Source organism: Camelimonas fluminis (assembly GCF_014656355.1).
GTDB classification, from domain to species: domain Bacteria; phylum Pseudomonadota; class Alphaproteobacteria; order Rhizobiales; family Beijerinckiaceae; genus Camelimonas; species Camelimonas fluminis.
Genome location: NZ_BNCG01000017.1, coordinates 36881 through 52708, shown reverse-complemented (window position 1 = coordinate 52708; position 15828 = coordinate 36881). Strand labels below are relative to the sequence as shown.

Here is a 15828-nt window from a genome sequence, read left to right as displayed (position 1 = left end):
CTACATCTTCGCATATGGCCGTTTGACCCCAAGGTGCCAAGCTGGATCACGGGATTGTTGGCGGGAGCCAGCGCCCTCGGCTGACAATTCAGCCCAGCCGCTCGGCGCAGTTTTGCGCTCAGCTATTGCTAGGGGTTAGGCCGCGGGCACAAAAATGCAGTTCTGCCTTGCGCTTTCCCGCGTTGACAAGGATGCACCGGCGATATTGAAGATCGGCGAATGATTGCACGGTATTCATCTGTCCTTCCGGCGCTGGCTCTTATCCTCAGCGTCGCACTCACCCTGCAAAGCAATCCTGCCGTCGCATACGACGCCAGGCTGCGCCCACAGTTCGACCGTCTCGAATACGACACCCGCCTCGAGGAAGTCTGCGGCACCGAAGTTGGCTTGCGGATCAGCAGGGAGCAGTCCGGTTTTGTGGTCAACAAAGTCGTGGCTGACACGTTCAGGAATGACGTTCAGATTGGGAACAAAATCATTGCCAAGGGCGCGGCGTTCCGCAGTCAGGGCAAATGGTACCATCTCAGTTTCGAATGTGAGACCGGCCCTCACCATATGGACGTGCACAAGATGAAATACGCGGTGGGCGATGAAATTCCCCGCTCACAATGGGTGAAGCACTACCTGTATGATTGAAGCAAGGCCGCCCAGTGGCCACATATACAAGTATGGTTGTAAATTATTGCCACTATTTTTTAAATTTAATTCGTCTCTCATAAGGACATCGATAAACCACATTTGGCGCAGATACATTGTTGGTGGCAGGAAAATCGCCACTCTGGCCGTGCAGCCCTATCCTTTTGCTGCGGTCCGGTAGCCAGTTCCCAGGAGGGAAACATGGCATCTACTAATCAGAACACTCAGACCCGCGCGCATCAAGCCAATCAGCAGAGCGATCGCCAGCATGTCCCGCCAATGAAGCAGGACAACGCCGACAAGTCTGCTGACAAGCGCGAGGCTGCCCCACAAGAGGAAGCGCCACTTGTGACTCCGGCTCCGACTCCGGCCCAACCGGAAAAGAAGGCCATCTGAGCGCCATTGCTTGATGGGATGATGACGGAGGGGCAGCAAAGCCCAAAATCCCGTCGTCCGGAAGGGAGGCCCCGCTACGGCGGGGCTTTTTCTGTCTGCACGCACGCGCAAACCCGCCGAGGCACCCGCTGCCAACGCCAGCAAGCCAAACTGATCCACGGTCGGTGTTGTTGTAAGACAAATTGACTGGTGCCTGACGCCATCCCGTCAGGGGCAAAGTGGGTGCCGATTGTGATGCATTCAGGGCATCTCAGTTGGCGCAGAGCCCCTTGGGCGTTATGCGCCCTCCCGGATACGGCGACGCAACCGCCGGACCTGGGGGACGCTTATCCCAAGGCGTCCGGCCACATATTCCGCCAGGTAGTCCGTCTGCAGTTCCCGTATCACTTTGGCGGGCCGGCAACCCCCGATCGGTTCTCGGCACGGGGCCTTCTGGAAGTGCCCTTTTTAAGCAGGCTTCTTTCGCGGGCCACCGCGTTTGCGTGGAGCGGGCGTCGCCTCTTCCTCGGTCGTTGCCTTCATAGGGCGTGGTGGAAGAGCGAATTTTGCGCGGCGCTCGGCACCAAGGCGCATCTCTTTTGCGCGGGATGAGCGAAAAGCGGAATAGTTCGGTGCAACCATCGGATAGTCGGGCGGCAAATTCCACTTGGCCCTGTAGTCTTCTGGCGTCATGCCATAAACCGCGCGCAAATGGCGCTTCAGCGATTTGAACTGCTTGCCATCCTCAAGGCAGATGATGAAGTCAGGCGTGACAGATTTCTTAATGGAAACAACCGGCTTCTGTGGAGTTGGCACACTTGCTAGCCCCTGTTTCCCCAGCGCGACGAGAGCATCGTGTGTTGAGCCAATCAGGTCTGCAAGGGATTCCCTGTTTAAATGGTTATTGGCAACGTAAGCGGAAACAATATCGGCGGTGAGTTCCACGAGATTGTCGGGCCCAGCAACTTCTTTCATGTGCTCAATCTCCTTGCCGCTTGGTCCAGTAAATTCGATCAGAGAATCAATTGGGTAGGTAGGTGATGTATAAGCAGTCTGAGGCCGAATCCATATTCCCGCGCCGTGTCTCATTGATTGACCCACAAGGGGTTACGCGTTAGTTTACCGAAATTCAGTGGTCGAAGACCGTTCGGGACCTACCACTGAGTGTATGGACGACCGGGGCCCCTGCGCCAGACGCACGCCGCGATCCTGAAGTCAGCAAGCCAGAGCGGCGAACCTGATCTTCACCCCTGGAGAAATTCGTTCTGAAGCCGGCCGGCAGGTCGGCTTTTTTGATTCCGGGATATGAAAGGCCGCGCGCCGTATGGATATCCTCGACGCCATCAGCTCCATTTTCATTCAGCAGGGCAGGTCCATCGGCACGATCATGCCTGACGTGGTGCTGGAGGAAATCCACCGGGACGACCTGATCATCACGGATCACCCGGTTGAGAAGGGCGCGGCGATATCTGACCACGCCTTCAAGCGGCCGGAAGAGGTCGAAATCCGCTGCGGCTGGAGCAACAGTACGGCTGGTTACGAGGGGTACGCGCAGGAGGTTTACCAGGAGCTCCTGTCGCTCCAGCAAAGCCGGGAGCCGTTCAGCATCTCGACCGGCAAGCGCAACTACGACGACATGCTGATCAGTTCGCTGGCGGTCACCACGGACGCCGCAAGCGAATATGCGCTGATGGTTGTGGCCCGGTGTCGTCGGGTGCTCATTGCCGAGACGCAGACGACGAAGCTGGCGTCCCAGAAAGACCATGCCCAGCCGCAGAAAACGGCGCCTACCGTCGAAACGGGGACGAAGCAGCCCCAGGCGAAGCCGTCAGGCAGCATTCTCAGTGGCGGCGCCGGCGCCCTCGGGTTCTTTGGAAAGCTCGGATAGCTGATGGCATTCTTTGAAATCCCGCTCAGCCCGACGCCACAGGAGTTTACCGTCATGCTGGCCGGGATCGAATACCGCATGCGCGTTGTCTATGCGGATGCCCCCGAGGGCGGCTGGCTGCTGGACATCAACGCCCAGGTTGGGACCCAAATTATCTTGGGCGTCCCGCTCGTGACCGGCGCCGATTTGCTCGAGCAATATGCGTACCTGGGGCTCGGCGGCGGACTGTGGGTCGCGACGGACGGTGATCCCGAGGCCGAGCCGACTTTCGACAATCTTGGCAACGCTAGCCGGCTGTTCTTCGAGGTTCGCTGATGGCGCGCCAGTGGATTCGCAAGTGCTCCCTGATCGTTGGCGACAGCGGGGGAAACGGGCTGGAGCTGTCCGAATTCCGCATCAGGTTCGAAGTCTGCAAATACCCGATGCAGACGCCGGGGTTTGCCCGCATCCGCATTTACAATCTGTCCGACGACACCGCGAACCGCATCCAGAAGGAATTCACGAAGATCGTCCTGAAGGCAGGATATGAGGACGAGAGCGATTTCGGCGTCATTTTCACCGGCAATGTGAAGCAGTGGCGCAAGGGCAGGGAAAACCCCGTCGACACTTATCTGGACGTCATGGCAGCGGACGGGGACCAGGCCTACAACTACGCCGTGGTGAACAAGACGCTCGCCGCCGGGCACACCCACAAGGACACGCTGCAGGCGATCTCCGAGGCGTTCAAGAAGTACGGCGTCACCCTTGGGCACGTCGCAGACCTCGGGCAGACCGTGTTCCCGCGATCCCGGCCGATGTTTGGCATGGCGCGCGATTATCTGCGGGTGCTGGCCCGGAGCACAGGGACGTTCTGGACAATCCAGGACGAGAAAATCCAGATCGTCAAAACCAACGAGGCGTTGCCGGGCAAGGCGTTCGTCCTCAACTCCGACACCGGCCTGATCGGCATGCCTGAGCAGACCATGGGCGGGATCATCGCCCGCTGCCTGCTGAATCCGAACATCCGCATTAATGGTCAGGTGAAGATCGACCAGAAGAGCGTTCAACAGGCGCTGCGCGGTCCGACGATCGAGGACGGAGCGAAGGCCCCACAACTCCCCGGCATCGCAGCCGATGGCATGTACAAGGTCATGTACGAAACGTTCATCGGCGATACCCGTGGCCCGCCCTGGTATTGCGATCTCGTGCTCCAGTCCATGAATCCCGCGGACAATCCGATCCCGGCGCCCCTCACAAACGGACTGACCAATGAACCTTAAAGAGCTTGGTGACGATCCCGAAGAAGCGCTCCGTGTCATGCTGGATGGCTTCCGTCAGTCGCTCCATACGGCCATGCTCGGTGAGGTCGTGAAATACGACCCAAAGACCATGACCATGGACATACAGCCGTCCATGAAAGGTGTAATCCGGAAACCGGACGGGACCTCGGAGACAGTGAAACTGCCGTTGCTCACCGGGGTCCCGGTGTCTTTTCCGGGGGGCGGTGGAACGACACTGACTTTCCCGGTGAAGCCAGGCGACCCGGTGATGATGACCTTCGCCCAGAGATCGTCGGACGCATGGAACCAGTCCGGCGGCACACAGGACCAGATTGACGCCAGATCGCTCGACCTTGCCGACGCTGTTGCACATGTCGGCATCAGGCATCAGGCCAGTTTGCCTGAGAACGTCAGCGGGTCGGCAACCCAGCTCCGGACGGACGATGGAAAAACAAGCTTCACGCTCGATGGGGCAGGCGGGCTGTCCCTCGACACTGACCAGGCTGTGTCCGTGAAGGGCGCCAAGGGCATCTCCATGGATGGCGGGAGCGGTGATTTACACGTCACCGGCGACCTGTTCGTGAATGGAATCAGTTTCCTGAATCACATCCACAACAACGTGCAGCCCGGCGGCGGCAATTCGGGCAAGCCGGTCGGAGCCTGACAATGCGATATCGCAAGATGGATGCCAACGGAGACATGGTTTTCGGTGGAGGGCAGGCTGCATTCTGGCGCGACGTGCCAGAAGCGCCGGCGCAGGCTGTGATGACGCGTCTGCGCCTTCAGCTTGGCGAATGGTTCCTCGACACCTCCGATGGCACCCCCTGGAAAACCCGCGTTCTCGGAAAGTACACCGCGCCGTTCCGTGACCCTGTGATCCGGGCCCGGATGCTGGGAACGGCAGGCGTGACCGGCATCGCCGCCTACTACAGCACCGTGGATCCCGATACGCGCCAGTTCACGGTCGGGGCGACCATCGACACTGTTTACGGGCAGGCCACCGTCAAGGGAACGATCTGATGGCGATTGTCTGCGAGATTGACGCGACCGGCATTCACAAGCCGGATTTCTCGGAGATCCTCGAATATCTGAAGACGGAATATCGGGGCATTTACGGCGAGGACGTCTACCTGGAAAACGACAGCCAGGACGGCCAGCTCCTTGGCATTTTCGCCGCGGCAATCAACGATGCCAACGCCATGGCTGTTGCTGTCTACAACGCCTTTTCGCCGTCGTCGGCACAGGGCGTCGGTTTATCCCGCGTAGTCAAGATCAATGGCATCTCCCGTAACCTGCCATCGTACTCGTCTGCGGACCTTGAAATCGTGGGACAGTCCGGATCGACCATCACGGGTGGTCTTGCACGCGATGTGAACGGTTATCTGTGGGCGTTGCCACCTGTGGTGAATATCCCGCCAGGAGGATTGATCACGGTCACCGCGACTGCGCAGCGGGTTGGGGCGGTAGCTGCTGCGGCCGGAGAGATCAACGCAATCGCCACTCCGACGCTCGGCTGGCAATCCGTGACCAACCCACTGGCTGCGACCATGGGGGCGCCAGTGGAGCGGGACGCCCAGTTGCGGCGGCGGCAGACGGTGTCAACGGCCCTGCCATCGCTGACGGTCCTCGATGGGATGATTGGAGCGGTCGCGTCGCTTCAAGGCGTCACCCGTTATGCGGCCTATGAGAACGACACGTCTCTCACGGACGCGAACGGCGTCCCGTCCCATTCGATCGCAATGGTGGTTGAGGGCGGCGACGCACAGGCGATTGCCGATGCCATACTCGCCAAGAAAACACCGGGCGCCGGCACCTACGGAACGACAGAGCAGTCATCCGTCGATGTGTATGGTATCCGACATGCGATCCATTTCTTCCGGCCGACGCTTGTCCCCGTGACCTACGCACTGACCGTCCGCGCGCTGCCAGGGTTTACGACGGGCGTTCAGGACGCGATCCGGCAGGCATTGGCGGACTGGACCAACGCATTGTCCATTGGCGCGAGCGTGTTTCTGACGCGCGCCTACGTCCCCGCGAATCTGCCCTCCAGTCCGGGCGGTGCGACATTTGAAATCATGTCGATGACGATGGCGCGGGACGGCGACCCGCCAACCGCGGCTGACGTGGCAATCGCTTTCAATGAGGTGGCGTCGGGCGACGTTTCGAATGTGATCCTGACGGTGGTCTGAGATGGCGACGGTCGAAGATTACCTTGGCCTCATCACCAGCTTCCACCGCGGCCAGCCGAGGTTCACCGCCACGGTCGAAGCGCTGGTCACTCCATTGGCGGGCGGCCAGGCATTCCTGGGGCATATGCCGCAGGACTTCGACCTTGATGATGCGGTTGGGGTGCAGCTGGACGTCGTTGGCGAATGGGTCGGTCGTTCGCGCTACATCGAACTCGATCTGGAGAATGTCTGGTTCTCGTTCGATCTTTCCGGCCTCGGGTTCGATCAGGGCGTCTGGCAGGGGAAATACGATCCGACCACCGGCCTGACGGCGCTTGACGACGATAACTACCGGCTGCTGCTCCGCGCAAAGATTGCCGCCAACTCGTGGGATGGGACGGTTCCGGGAGCGAAGCGCGCATTCGACATCATGTTCGAAGGGACCGGAACACTCGTCTTCGTCCAGGACAACCACGACATGACCATGACCATTGGAGTGTCGGGCGCGGTTCCAAACGCTCTGTTTCTCGCGATCCTGGCGGGAGGATATATCCCGCTGAAGCCGGAAGGTGTCCGGATCGCCTACTATGACATCACGTCAATCGATGGCGGTCCCATGTTCGGGTTCGATTCCAGCAGCCCATATCTGACGGGATTTGATGCCGGAGCATGGGGCGTCCCCGCCTGAACCCCAGAACCACCTCGACAACTATTCCCAGCGCCCTTTGGGCGCTTTTTTATTGGAGGCCTTGAATGGCGATTAACGAGTTGCTGCCGTTCGCGGTGGCCCCAAGCGCCAACGTGATGACACAGGCAGCGTATGCTGGGTTGACGGCGAGGGCGGGCGGCTTTGTCTCAGGGGTTGCCCAGTCCGAGCAACTCAACAAGGTCTGGAGGCAGGCTGCCTTTGTGGCCGCGATGGTCGGGCAGTACACGGCCAATAACTCAGGTGAGGACGTACTCGACAACGGCGACGTCGACACCTTCGAGGAGAATTTTGCGCTGGCGATTGCAGCTACCGCTGTCGGAAGCCTGCCGTTCGCGACAGCAGCCGAAGTGCTGGCCGCCACGCTGGCAAATAAGGTCATCAGCCCCAAAACCATCGCGCCAGCAGTCCAGTCCGGGAAATGGAACTATGCCATCGCCGCCGGCACGGCCAACGCCCTGACGGTGACGCTTGATCCCGCGCCAGCCAGTTATGCGGCTCTCACAGGGGCTCCAATCCGGATCAAGGTTGCAGCCAACAATACCGGCGCCGTGACCCTCAACGTCAATGGTTTGGGGGCAAAGGCCATCACCCGTGCTGACGGCACGGCCTTGGCAGCCAATGACCTCGTTGCCGGGGCCATCCTTGATTTTGTCTACGACGGGACGTCATTCCAGGTATCGGGTCTGATGAGCGTCTTTATCCCGGCAACGGGCGTGCAAATGTTTTTCTCGCCGGGAACGGTCAACTGGACGGTCCCGGCGGGCGTCACCCGCATCAAAGTGCGAATTTGGGCCGCTGGCGGGGGCGGCGGCGGATCGACAAGCACAACCTCCGGTGGCGCGGGCGGCAACGGTGGTGGCTACCGAGAGGCGACGATCAACGTCACGCCTGGGCAGGTGATCCCCATCACCGTGGGGGCTGGCGGCATCGGTGGCACTGGTACGGGGTCGCCGCTCAACGGAGCCGCGGGCGGATCAAGCTCGGTTGGCGCGCTTGCCACGGCCACTGGCGGTGGCGGCGGCAATGGCGGCTCTGGCACCACCTATGGCACGGCGTCAATGACGCAGGGCTCAAGCTCCGGCGCTGGCTGGGGCGTGGATGGGATGTTTGCCGCCAACGCATCTCCTTTTGGGTCAACGCCAACGGGATCAGGTGGCGGGGGCTCCTATGGCACAACAAACTCAGCCATCACTGTCACGCAAGGCACAGGAGCGTCTTATCCTGGCGGCGGAGGCGGCGGCGCAGCCAGTGGATACAGCGGCAAACCGGGCGCTGATGGCCTGGTAATCATCGAGTTTTGAGGGCGACATGCAGAGCTACGCACGTGTTGACGACGGCGTCGCCGTCGAGATCATCAATCTGCCGGCAGGGATCGGCCCATCTGAGGCATATCACGCGGATATCGCGGCCAGCATCCAGCCGTGCCCTGCGGAGGTTGTGGCAGGCTGGTCAGTCCGCGATGGCCAGTGGTCACCGCCGCCACCCGCTCCAGCCGCGAGCAAGGCTGACCTGCTGGCCTATGCCGCCGACAAGCGCTGGCGCGTCGAGACTGGCGGGATCACAGTTGGCGGCGTGACCGTTGCCACTGATGACCGATCCAAGACCATGATCATGGGCGCCCGGATCAAGGCTGATGCAGATCCGGCATATGTGGTCGGCTGGAAAGGCGCGGATGGCGGCTTTGTCGAGCTGTCCGCATCGCAGATCATCGCCATCAGTGATGCCGTGCTGGCCCATGTGGACGCCTGCTTTGCGGCTGAGGCGGCTGTGTCCGCTGCCATTGCATCCGGCGACATCACCACGACGCAACAGATCGACGACTGGCCGTGGCCGGGCTGATCGCATCTACAATCTGACCATTGATCGCCCGTCCATCCGGCGGGCTTTTTGCTGGAGCCGCCAATGACATGCGCGCCGGGAAAGCGTGATTTCACGGTCTACCGGGGCAGCAACGCCCCGGTGATCCAGATGCGCCTCCGCAATCCGGACGGATCGTTACAGGACCTCACCGGCCACGACCTGATCCTTACCGTATCGGTCAGCGACGGCGAGATTGTCGCCAGTCTGTCCAATGGCGGCCTGACCATCGACCACACCGGACTGATTGTCTGGGCTCCATCGCTGGAGGGCAGCCGCCGCGTCCGGGTTGGCCGCTACAACCAGTATGCCTTTGAGCGCCGCCAGCCAGATGGCGAGCAATACCCTCTGCTTGTTGGCCTCATCACCGGCGTGGATTACCCCAATGCAGACTAAGGTCGAGATCGTCCAGGTGACGCCCTGCATCATCGATGTGGTGGAGAGTGGTCCCCAGGGGCCAACGAACGTATTGACGTTCGAGGCGACCCCGCTCCCCGCGGGGAGCGATCCGACTGTCGACACGACCGGCGAGAGCCCACACCAGCATGTCATCCTGGGCATCCCGGCCGGCGACAAGGGCGATCCGGGTCCGAGCGTCGAGATCGCGGTTGTCGGCGACAGCATGTGCTGGCGCGTTGCCGGCACGGAGGATGACTGGACCGTCATCACGCCCATGTCTGCGCTCGTCGGCGACACAGGCGACCGGGTCGAGCTGCGCATCTCGGCAGGAGTGATGCAATGGAAGCCGACGCTCGGGTCCGTCTGGACGGACCTGGTGAGCATGAGCACGTTGAAGGGCGATACCGGCGACTACGCACAGATGCGCCGCTCCGGCGCCAACGTCGAGTGGAAGCCGTCCAGCGCATCAACCTGGGCCGTTCTGTTCCCCCTGGCAGACATTAAGGGCGACACCGGCGACAACATTGAGCTTCGCCGTGAAGGCGCGAATGTTGAGTGGAAAACATCCAGCGCGTCGAGCTGGAACACTCTCATGCCGCTTACAGCCATCAAGGGCGACAAAGGCGATCCCGGCGCACCAGGCGAGCCGCTGCTCGTCACCATCAGCGACCAGAACGACATCGGCCCCGGCGGCTGGTGGATCACGCGCGACTATCACGGCCCGGCGACGCTGCAATACCTGCGCGCCGAAATGCTGGCGGGAACTGCCAACGACGTGACCATCAACGTCCGCAAGAACGGCGTCCTGCATCGCGGCGGCATCGCTCTGTCGAGCGCCGCCACCATCATCACGGACCTGGCCCTGACGCTCGCCAAGGGCGACAACGTGTCGGTCCACCGCGGGGGCGGCACGATCACCGGGCCGTGGTTGGCTGCCATCCAGATCGACGGGAGAGCCTGATGCCGACGCTGACTTATCCGAACCTCGGTAAGCCGGTCATCCCGTGGAAGCCGCAGGACCTGTTCATTTACGGCAACGACGGATATTGGCCTGACGGCGAGAACCCGGCAGACGGTCGGCTGTTTCAGGACGTGGCGGCCACGATTCCGGGGACCACGTTCGGCCAGCCGGTTGGGTTGGCCCAGCGCCTCGCCGGAACCGCCAATCTCCAGCAAGCTACCGCCGCCGCGCGCCCGACGACGGCACGGGAGCCGAAGGGTGGGAGACGGAACCTGCTGGCGCAATCGCTAACCCAAAACAACATTGGGCACGGAACAGCAACCGCAGTGGATGACGGGCCGCTCTCTGTAGAGTATTCGTGGAATGCTGGCTCCACAGACATTTTTTCGAGCGTTGGTGTACTGTGGCCTGCGGCGGATGTTCTTAACCAACGAGTTGTCCTTTCGTGTTACGTAAAGCCAGGAGACAATCAATACATTTATATCAGCTCAAATTCGTTTGGCACTCAGTCGAATGTTGGTGTTAAGGGTCGGTTTGATAAGATAACTGGTGCTTATACGCCGCTGTTTTCGCAAAATGCCACATACCACGCTTCTGGCATTGATGAAGTTTCCTCTGGTGTTTATCGAGTTTGGATTTCGGTGACACAACCTGGCAATGTGGGCACCAAGGCTTTTAGTGTATTCTGTTCAAACGAAGTTTTTACGAGCACAAGCACGATAATCCTAGGAACTGCCCCCCCTGCATCCAATTTCCGCGTAGGCAGTTGGCAGGTCGAACGCGGGGACGTGCCTACCCCCTACCAAAAAGTCACCACAGCCAACGACGTGACTGAGACCGGCGTCCCGGACATGTGGTCGCTGCGCACGGATGGCACGGATGACCTGATGGCGAGCACGGAGACGTTTGACGTCAACAAGCCGTGGTATTTTGCTGTCTGCGCGATGATTGAGAGCAGTGGTGGCGCGAGTGGCTACGAAAACAACCTGTTCGGCCTTCAGCAGGGATTGATCAACCGACTACATCTAGCGGCCAGGTCGGCAGGTACGCGGACCCTACAGATTTACCATCGAAGCGCTGGTGGAGCCCAGGTGGCTACACCTCTTCCACCGGGAGGCACCTTTGACTATGCCTACGGCGTTCCGTTCATTGTTGAAGGTTGGGCGGCAGGAGGGGGAAGCCTCCATTGCTCGATAAACGGCGGACTGACGCGAGCCGTGGCCTACACGCCGGGGGCAACTCCCGTACTTGCTCCACTACAACTAGGCGGAGGCTCTGGCATCGCGGCAGCCCACTACTACGACGCCCTTGCCATCCAACGTATCCCATCAGACGCCGAGCGTGCCGCCCTGCGCGCCCGCTGGGCCGAGAGGTATCTGCCATGAGCGACTGGATCAGAGTGACCATCGCCTGCCCGGAGGCGATGATCGCAGACGCCAACCAACTGGCGTCCGTGCTGGGCTTCAGCGCGGCGGACGCCAACACCTTCGGCGAGCCGGTCTGGCAGGACGCGGAGGGCAATCGCTACGCCGTGGCGTCAACGCTCGCCAAGCCTGCGTTCGTCACGGATGCAATGTCGCCGCTGCTCGAGCCGCCGTGGGGCGCGGACATGGAAGCGGCGGCGCGGGCGCAGGAATGGCTGGCGGTTTTCGATCCGGCGACGGATAGCGCCCCCTTTGCCAATCCCGTTCATCTCGCGGCGGTGCTCTATGCCGACGCCCCCGAGGCGCTGGCGATCCTCGGCGTGACGCCGGTCGCCAGCGAGTAGCCGACCCACAATCTGACGACATCAGCACCCGCCCACTAGGCGGGTTTTTCTATGGGTGAATCTCATGAACACGACCGAAGTGCAGCGGGCGCTGATCGCGCGCGGTTATGACCTGGGCAAGAGCGGCGCCGACGGTGACTTCGGTGCGCTGACCCTGGCGGCCGTCAAGGCGTTCCAGAAGGCGAATCGTCTTCCTGTCGGGGCTACGGTCCCGGCTGAAACCATTGCCGCCCTCTGCACACCAGTCAGCAAGCCAGCGTCGGCACAAACAATGTCCGCCATTGGGCGCGAGGCGCTTATCGCACGAGAGGGCGTCCGCCTGACGGCCTATCTCGACAGCGTTGGCGTCTGGACTATCGGCATCGGCCACACAGCGATGGCTGGCGATCCAGCCCCAAAGAAGGGCATGACCATCACGATGGAAGATGCGCACGCCATCTTCGCCCGCGACATGGTGAAATATGAGCAGGCTGTCATGGACGCGGTGAAGGTCCCGCTGGCTGACCATCAGTTCGATGCTCTGGTGTCCATCTGTTTTAATATCGGCACGGGCGCGCTGGCCGGGTCGACCTTCGTCAAGCGCATCAATGCCGGCGCGACACCCGCAGCGATCCGCACCGCCATTCTGATGTGGAACAAGCCGGCCGAGATCGTCTCGCGCCGCACGGCCGAGGCGGATCAGTTCGCCACGCCCTACAGCGTCGCCATGCCCAAGGCGCGCTCGACCGACGCAGCCCGCGTCAAGGTCTGACCCCCGCGCCACCGTGGCGCAAACCTCCCGGAGACAACATGAAGATACTGAAACTGATGGCGGCCGCCATCGGCATGCTGGCGCTTGCCGCTTGCCAAACGGCCAATAACCCAACCGCCTGGGGCCAGATCGCCGCCGGCGTCGCCACTGTGGTGGGCGACACCAAAATCGATCCCGATATCGAGCGCGTCAGCAGCAAGCTGGCCGCATACTGCGTCGAGGTGCAGACGGCGGCGCTGGCCGTTGATCTGTTTGCCCCGGTCAAGGTGCAGCAAGCCGCCATCGACGCCCGCGCCGTGGTGCGCACGTTTTGCTCGAGCCCGCCCACGTCGGTCGCCACGGCGATCACCAGCCTTGCGGCGGCTTATGCGGCGATTGAGTCCGCCCGGAAAGGAGGTGGGGCATGAACACCAATCTCACCCTGCCGATCCGACAGGCCTTGATTGGTCTGGGGCCGCTGCTGGCGACGCTCGGCTGGATGGATGAGGCCAGCTGGAGCGCGATGGCCAACCAGATCGCGACCGTTGCCGGAATTCTCATCACGCTGGGCGGCATCGTGTGGCAATGGCGCGTCAGCACGGCCGCCGCAAAGGTGGCCCAGGTCGCAGCGCTCCCCGGCGTCGTAGAAGTGGTGACCACGGACCCCAAACTTGCCGCAGCGGCGGATGAAGGCAGCAGGGCAGGGAAACCGGGCCCCTGACTTGGAGAAAGGGGAGAATGATGGAGGATGCGATGCAAAAGCCATCATGGTTCAAACCGGAAATCAACATGAACTTCATCCTGACGGCGGCCGTGGTCGCTGCCGGGATGGCGTTCAGCTGGTCGAGCATGCAGAGCCAGTCGCAGACACAGGCTCGCCAGATCGAGGAACTGAAGATCGCGGATGCAGTGATCCGGGCAGAGATTCGCGAGGTCCGGGAGAAAGCCGACGCCAAGCTTGAGCTGCTGACACGGGACATGGGCGAGGTCAGAAGCTCGCTGAAGGGAATCAGCACCAACATCGAATGGATTGTCCGCCAGAGCGGCAAGGACGCCAGAGCGCCGCCCTAAATTGGGTCACGTTTGAAGGCCTGATGAGGCACATCGGTACATATAGGGAACGTGCGGCGGCGAACCAAAAGTTAGACCGTTGTAAATACAAACATATAGCGCTCCCCTTGGGAGCGCCAAAGCCGCTTGTCCCGTCGGCTTTTGGAGCAATTGGGCGGTATGGCCGTCGCGAGCCGGGGTTCTTCAAGAGATGATCGTCGGCCCGATTGCGCTGTTGCGCATGGGGCAACCGCGTCCGTTGCCGCGATAAACTCCGTTTATGCGCTGTGCGGGCGTCCTGCGCCGTACGGCGGCAGGCCCGTGGAGATGTCGTGTAACCGTCTTCCACGCGCGGGCCGTCCCCCGGCGCTTACCGTGCATGCCACGAGGCATGCGCGACGTTCCTGGTTTGCCTGACTTCAGCCGGGACGTGGCGGCGTGGTTTATCGCAGGCGGTTTCCCCATGAGGGGTCGCTCCGGCTGGCGTCATGGCGTCCGTGCGGATTCGAGCCCGTCGCCCGTGCCTCTTGCCCCTTCCCGCGCGTCCCGGATTGGCTCCATCATCGCTGCCCGCCTTCGGGCTCCCGCATGCGCCACAGGCGCTGCCCTGTCCAGTTCTTGGCGTCCACGGCTGCCCACGAGCCGCTATCCGTTGCGACGCCGTAAACTTCCCGGCTGCGCAGGGAATATAATTCCACCTGAGCGCCTGAAATGGAAAAATATTCCATGGAGGCAGGCTCCGGCAGCCGTCATGTTCTGAAAGCATGGCGCGCGGTTGACCTGTTTTTGCCGTGGCTTTTAGAAGGGAGGCGCTTTTCTCCCAGTAACCAGGTCAATATGTCTGTTCGTTCTTTCGCCGTCGGGCTCGCGGCTGTTCTTGCCCCCCTCCTGCTTTCGCCCGTCGCCGCCGAAAACCCAAAGCCCCTGCGCATTGGCGTGCTCAACGACATGTCAGGCATCTATGCCGACATGGCCGGGCCAGGCTCGGTGATCGCCGCCAAAATGGCGGTCGAGGATTTCGGCGGTTCGGTGCTTGGCCGCAAAATCGAGATCCTCGCCGGCGACCACCAGAACAAGCCGGACGTCGGCTCTGCCGTGGCCAACCGCTGGATCGATGAGGACGGCGTCGACGTGATCGCAGACCTGCCGACCTCCTCGGTGCTGCTCGCCGTGCAGGAGATCGGCCGCCAGAAAAACAAGCTTGTGCTGGCCTCTACCGGCGGCTCGTCGGATTTCACCGGCAAGTTCTGCGCGCCCACCGGCATTCACTGGACTTATGACACCTACGCCCTGGCCGTCGGCACAGGCGCGCCGCTGGCCAAGGACGGTCCCTGGTTCTTCATCACCGCTGACTACGCCTTTGGCCACGCCCTGGAGCGCGACACCTCCGACGCGGTGCGCAAGGCCGGCGGCGAGATCCTCGGCGGCGTGCGCCATCCGCAGGGCGCCAACGACTTCTCGTCCTATCTGATGCAGGCCCAGAACTCCGGCGCCAAAATGATCGGCGTCGCCAGTTCCGGCGCCGACCAGATCGCCACCATCAAGCAGGCCACCGAGTTCGGCCTGCCGCAGCGCGGCGTCAAGCTCGCCGGCCTTTACCTGCACATCACCGACATTCACGGCATCGGCCTCCAGGACGCCCAGGGGCTCATCCTGACCCAGGCGTTCTACTGGGATCTGAATGACGAGACGCGGGCCTGGTCGAAGCGTTTCTACGAGCGCCACAAGGCCATGCCGACCATGGGCCAGGCCGGCGTCTACTCCTCGATCATGCACTACCTCAACGCCGTCAAGGCGGCCGGCACGGCCGACACCCAGGCCGTGGTTGCGAAAATGAAGGCCACGCCGGTCAATGACTTCTTCGCCAAAAACGGCGTCATCCGCGCCGACGGCCGCATGGTGCACGATCTCTATGTCTTTGAGGTGAAGAAGCCGGAAGAGTCGAAGTATCCGTGGGACTATTTCAAGCTGGTCCGCACCATTCCCGGCGACCAGGCTTTCCGCCCGCTGAGCGAAGGCGGTTGCCCG

General features: G+C 61.7%; 22 protein-coding genes. 20 read left to right on the top strand and 2 right to left on the bottom strand.

Features of this window, described 5'->3' with window-relative positions:
• Positions 1–219 precede the first annotated feature (219 nt).
• Both IE243_RS16095 and IE243_RS16090 read left to right on the top strand, forming a co-directional pair.
• Entirely contained in the window at positions 220–636 is a 417-nt protein-coding gene (locus IE243_RS16095; RefSeq protein WP_191320416.1) for a DUF930 domain-containing protein, read from the top strand.
• 201 nt (positions 637–837) lie between these two features.
• A complete protein-coding gene (locus IE243_RS16090) occupies positions 838–1032 on the top strand; it encodes a hypothetical protein (protein ID WP_191320415.1) in 195 nt (64 codons plus the stop codon).
• Between the two features lie 447 nt (positions 1033–1479).
• Here IE243_RS16090 and IE243_RS16085 read toward each other — a convergent pair whose 3' ends face one another.
• Complete coding sequence (locus IE243_RS16085) at positions 1480–1986, bottom strand: Ros/MucR family transcriptional regulator (protein ID WP_191320414.1); 507 nt, start codon at positions 1984–1986, stop codon at positions 1480–1482.
• A 349-nt stretch (positions 1987–2335) separates the two neighbouring features.
• Here IE243_RS16085 and IE243_RS16080 point away from each other — a divergent pair, with 349 nt between their 5' ends.
• The 17 genes from IE243_RS16080 to IE243_RS16000 all read left to right on the top strand — a co-directional run bounded on the left by IE243_RS16080 (position 2336) and on the right by IE243_RS16000 (position 13821).
• Positions 2336–2899 carry a phage baseplate protein gene (locus IE243_RS16080; protein ID WP_191320413.1) on the top strand — a complete coding sequence of 188 codons (564 nt, stop codon included), beginning with the start codon at positions 2336–2338 and terminating at the stop codon, positions 2897–2899.
• A 3-nt stretch (positions 2900–2902) separates the two neighbouring features.
• Complete coding sequence (locus tag IE243_RS16075) at positions 2903–3214, top strand: phage baseplate plug family protein (protein ID WP_191320412.1); 312 nt, start codon at positions 2903–2905, stop codon at positions 3212–3214.
• Positions 3214–4158, top strand: a complete 945-nt coding sequence (locus IE243_RS16070) for a phage protein (RefSeq protein WP_191320411.1) — start codon at positions 3214–3216, stop codon at positions 4156–4158. The genes IE243_RS16075 and IE243_RS16070 overlap by 1 nt, the downstream gene beginning before the upstream one ends.
• Positions 4148–4822, top strand: a complete 675-nt coding sequence (locus tag IE243_RS16065) for a Gp138 family membrane-puncturing spike protein (RefSeq protein ID WP_191320410.1) — start codon at positions 4148–4150, stop codon at positions 4820–4822. Before IE243_RS16070 ends, IE243_RS16065 begins: the two co-directional genes overlap by 11 nt.
• Before the next feature lie 2 nt (positions 4823–4824).
• Positions 4825–5178: a contractile injection system sheath initiator gene (locus tag IE243_RS16060; RefSeq protein WP_191320409.1), complete on the top strand. Its 354-nt coding sequence runs from the start codon at positions 4825–4827 to the stop codon at positions 5176–5178.
• Positions 5178–6347, top strand: a complete 1170-nt coding sequence (locus IE243_RS16055; RefSeq protein ID WP_191320408.1) for a baseplate J/gp47 family protein — start codon at positions 5178–5180, stop codon at positions 6345–6347. Before IE243_RS16060 ends, IE243_RS16055 begins: the two co-directional genes overlap by 1 nt.
• 1 nt (position 6348) lies before the next feature.
• A complete protein-coding gene (locus IE243_RS16050; RefSeq protein WP_191320407.1) occupies positions 6349–7014 on the top strand; it encodes a DUF2612 domain-containing protein in 666 nt (221 codons plus the stop codon).
• 65 nt (positions 7015–7079) lie between these two features.
• Positions 7080–8336: a glycine-rich domain-containing protein gene (locus IE243_RS16045; protein WP_191320406.1), complete on the top strand. Its 1257-nt coding sequence runs from the start codon at positions 7080–7082 to the stop codon at positions 8334–8336.
• A gap of 7 nt (positions 8337–8343) precedes the next feature.
• Complete coding sequence (locus IE243_RS16040) at positions 8344–8874, top strand: DUF4376 domain-containing protein (RefSeq protein ID WP_191320405.1); 531 nt, start codon at positions 8344–8346, stop codon at positions 8872–8874.
• Positions 8875–8937: 63 nt separating this feature from the next.
• A complete protein-coding gene (locus IE243_RS16035; protein WP_191320404.1) occupies positions 8938–9288 on the top strand; it encodes a hypothetical protein in 351 nt (116 codons plus the stop codon).
• Positions 9278–10252 carry a hypothetical protein gene (locus tag IE243_RS16030; protein WP_191320403.1) on the top strand — a complete coding sequence of 325 codons (975 nt, stop codon included), beginning with the start codon at positions 9278–9280 and terminating at the stop codon, positions 10250–10252. The genes IE243_RS16035 and IE243_RS16030 overlap by 11 nt, the downstream gene beginning before the upstream one ends.
• The gene (locus IE243_RS16025) at positions 10252–11637 is read left to right on the top strand and encodes a hypothetical protein (RefSeq protein ID WP_191320402.1); all 1386 of its coding nucleotides are present in this window, start codon (positions 10252–10254) and stop codon (positions 11635–11637) included. Before IE243_RS16030 ends, IE243_RS16025 begins: the two co-directional genes overlap by 1 nt.
• Positions 11634–12020, top strand: a complete 387-nt coding sequence (locus IE243_RS16020) for a hypothetical protein (protein WP_191320401.1) — start codon at positions 11634–11636, stop codon at positions 12018–12020. Before IE243_RS16025 ends, IE243_RS16020 begins: the two co-directional genes overlap by 4 nt.
• Positions 12021–12084: 64 nt before the next feature.
• A complete protein-coding gene (locus IE243_RS16015) occupies positions 12085–12771 on the top strand; it encodes a glycoside hydrolase family protein (RefSeq protein ID WP_191320400.1) in 687 nt (228 codons plus the stop codon).
• A gap of 38 nt (positions 12772–12809) precedes the next feature.
• Positions 12810–13178: a hypothetical protein gene (locus IE243_RS16010; protein WP_191320399.1), complete on the top strand. Its 369-nt coding sequence runs from the start codon at positions 12810–12812 to the stop codon at positions 13176–13178.
• Positions 13175–13471 (top strand): Pam3-gp28 family putative phage holin, encoded by a 297-nt coding sequence (locus IE243_RS16005; protein ID WP_191320398.1) that lies wholly within the window; start codon positions 13175–13177, stop codon positions 13469–13471. The genes IE243_RS16010 and IE243_RS16005 overlap by 4 nt, the downstream gene beginning before the upstream one ends.
• A 68-nt stretch (positions 13472–13539) precedes the next feature.
• On the top strand, positions 13540–13821 hold the full coding sequence (locus tag IE243_RS16000; RefSeq protein WP_191320397.1) for a hypothetical protein: 282 nt from the start codon (positions 13540–13542) through the stop codon (positions 13819–13821).
• 539 nt (positions 13822–14360) lie between these two features.
• On the opposite strand, the gene IE243_RS15995 is transcribed toward IE243_RS16000, so the two are convergent.
• The gene (locus tag IE243_RS15995; RefSeq protein ID WP_191320396.1) at positions 14361–14528 is read right to left on the bottom strand and encodes a hypothetical protein; all 168 of its coding nucleotides are present in this window, start codon (positions 14526–14528) and stop codon (positions 14361–14363) included.
• Positions 14529–14637: 109 nt separating this feature from the next.
• Here IE243_RS15995 and IE243_RS15990 point away from each other — a divergent pair.
• Positions 14638–15828, top strand: a 1191-nt coding sequence (locus IE243_RS15990) for an ABC transporter substrate-binding protein (protein ID WP_191320395.1), incomplete at its 3' end; no start/stop codon positions are given.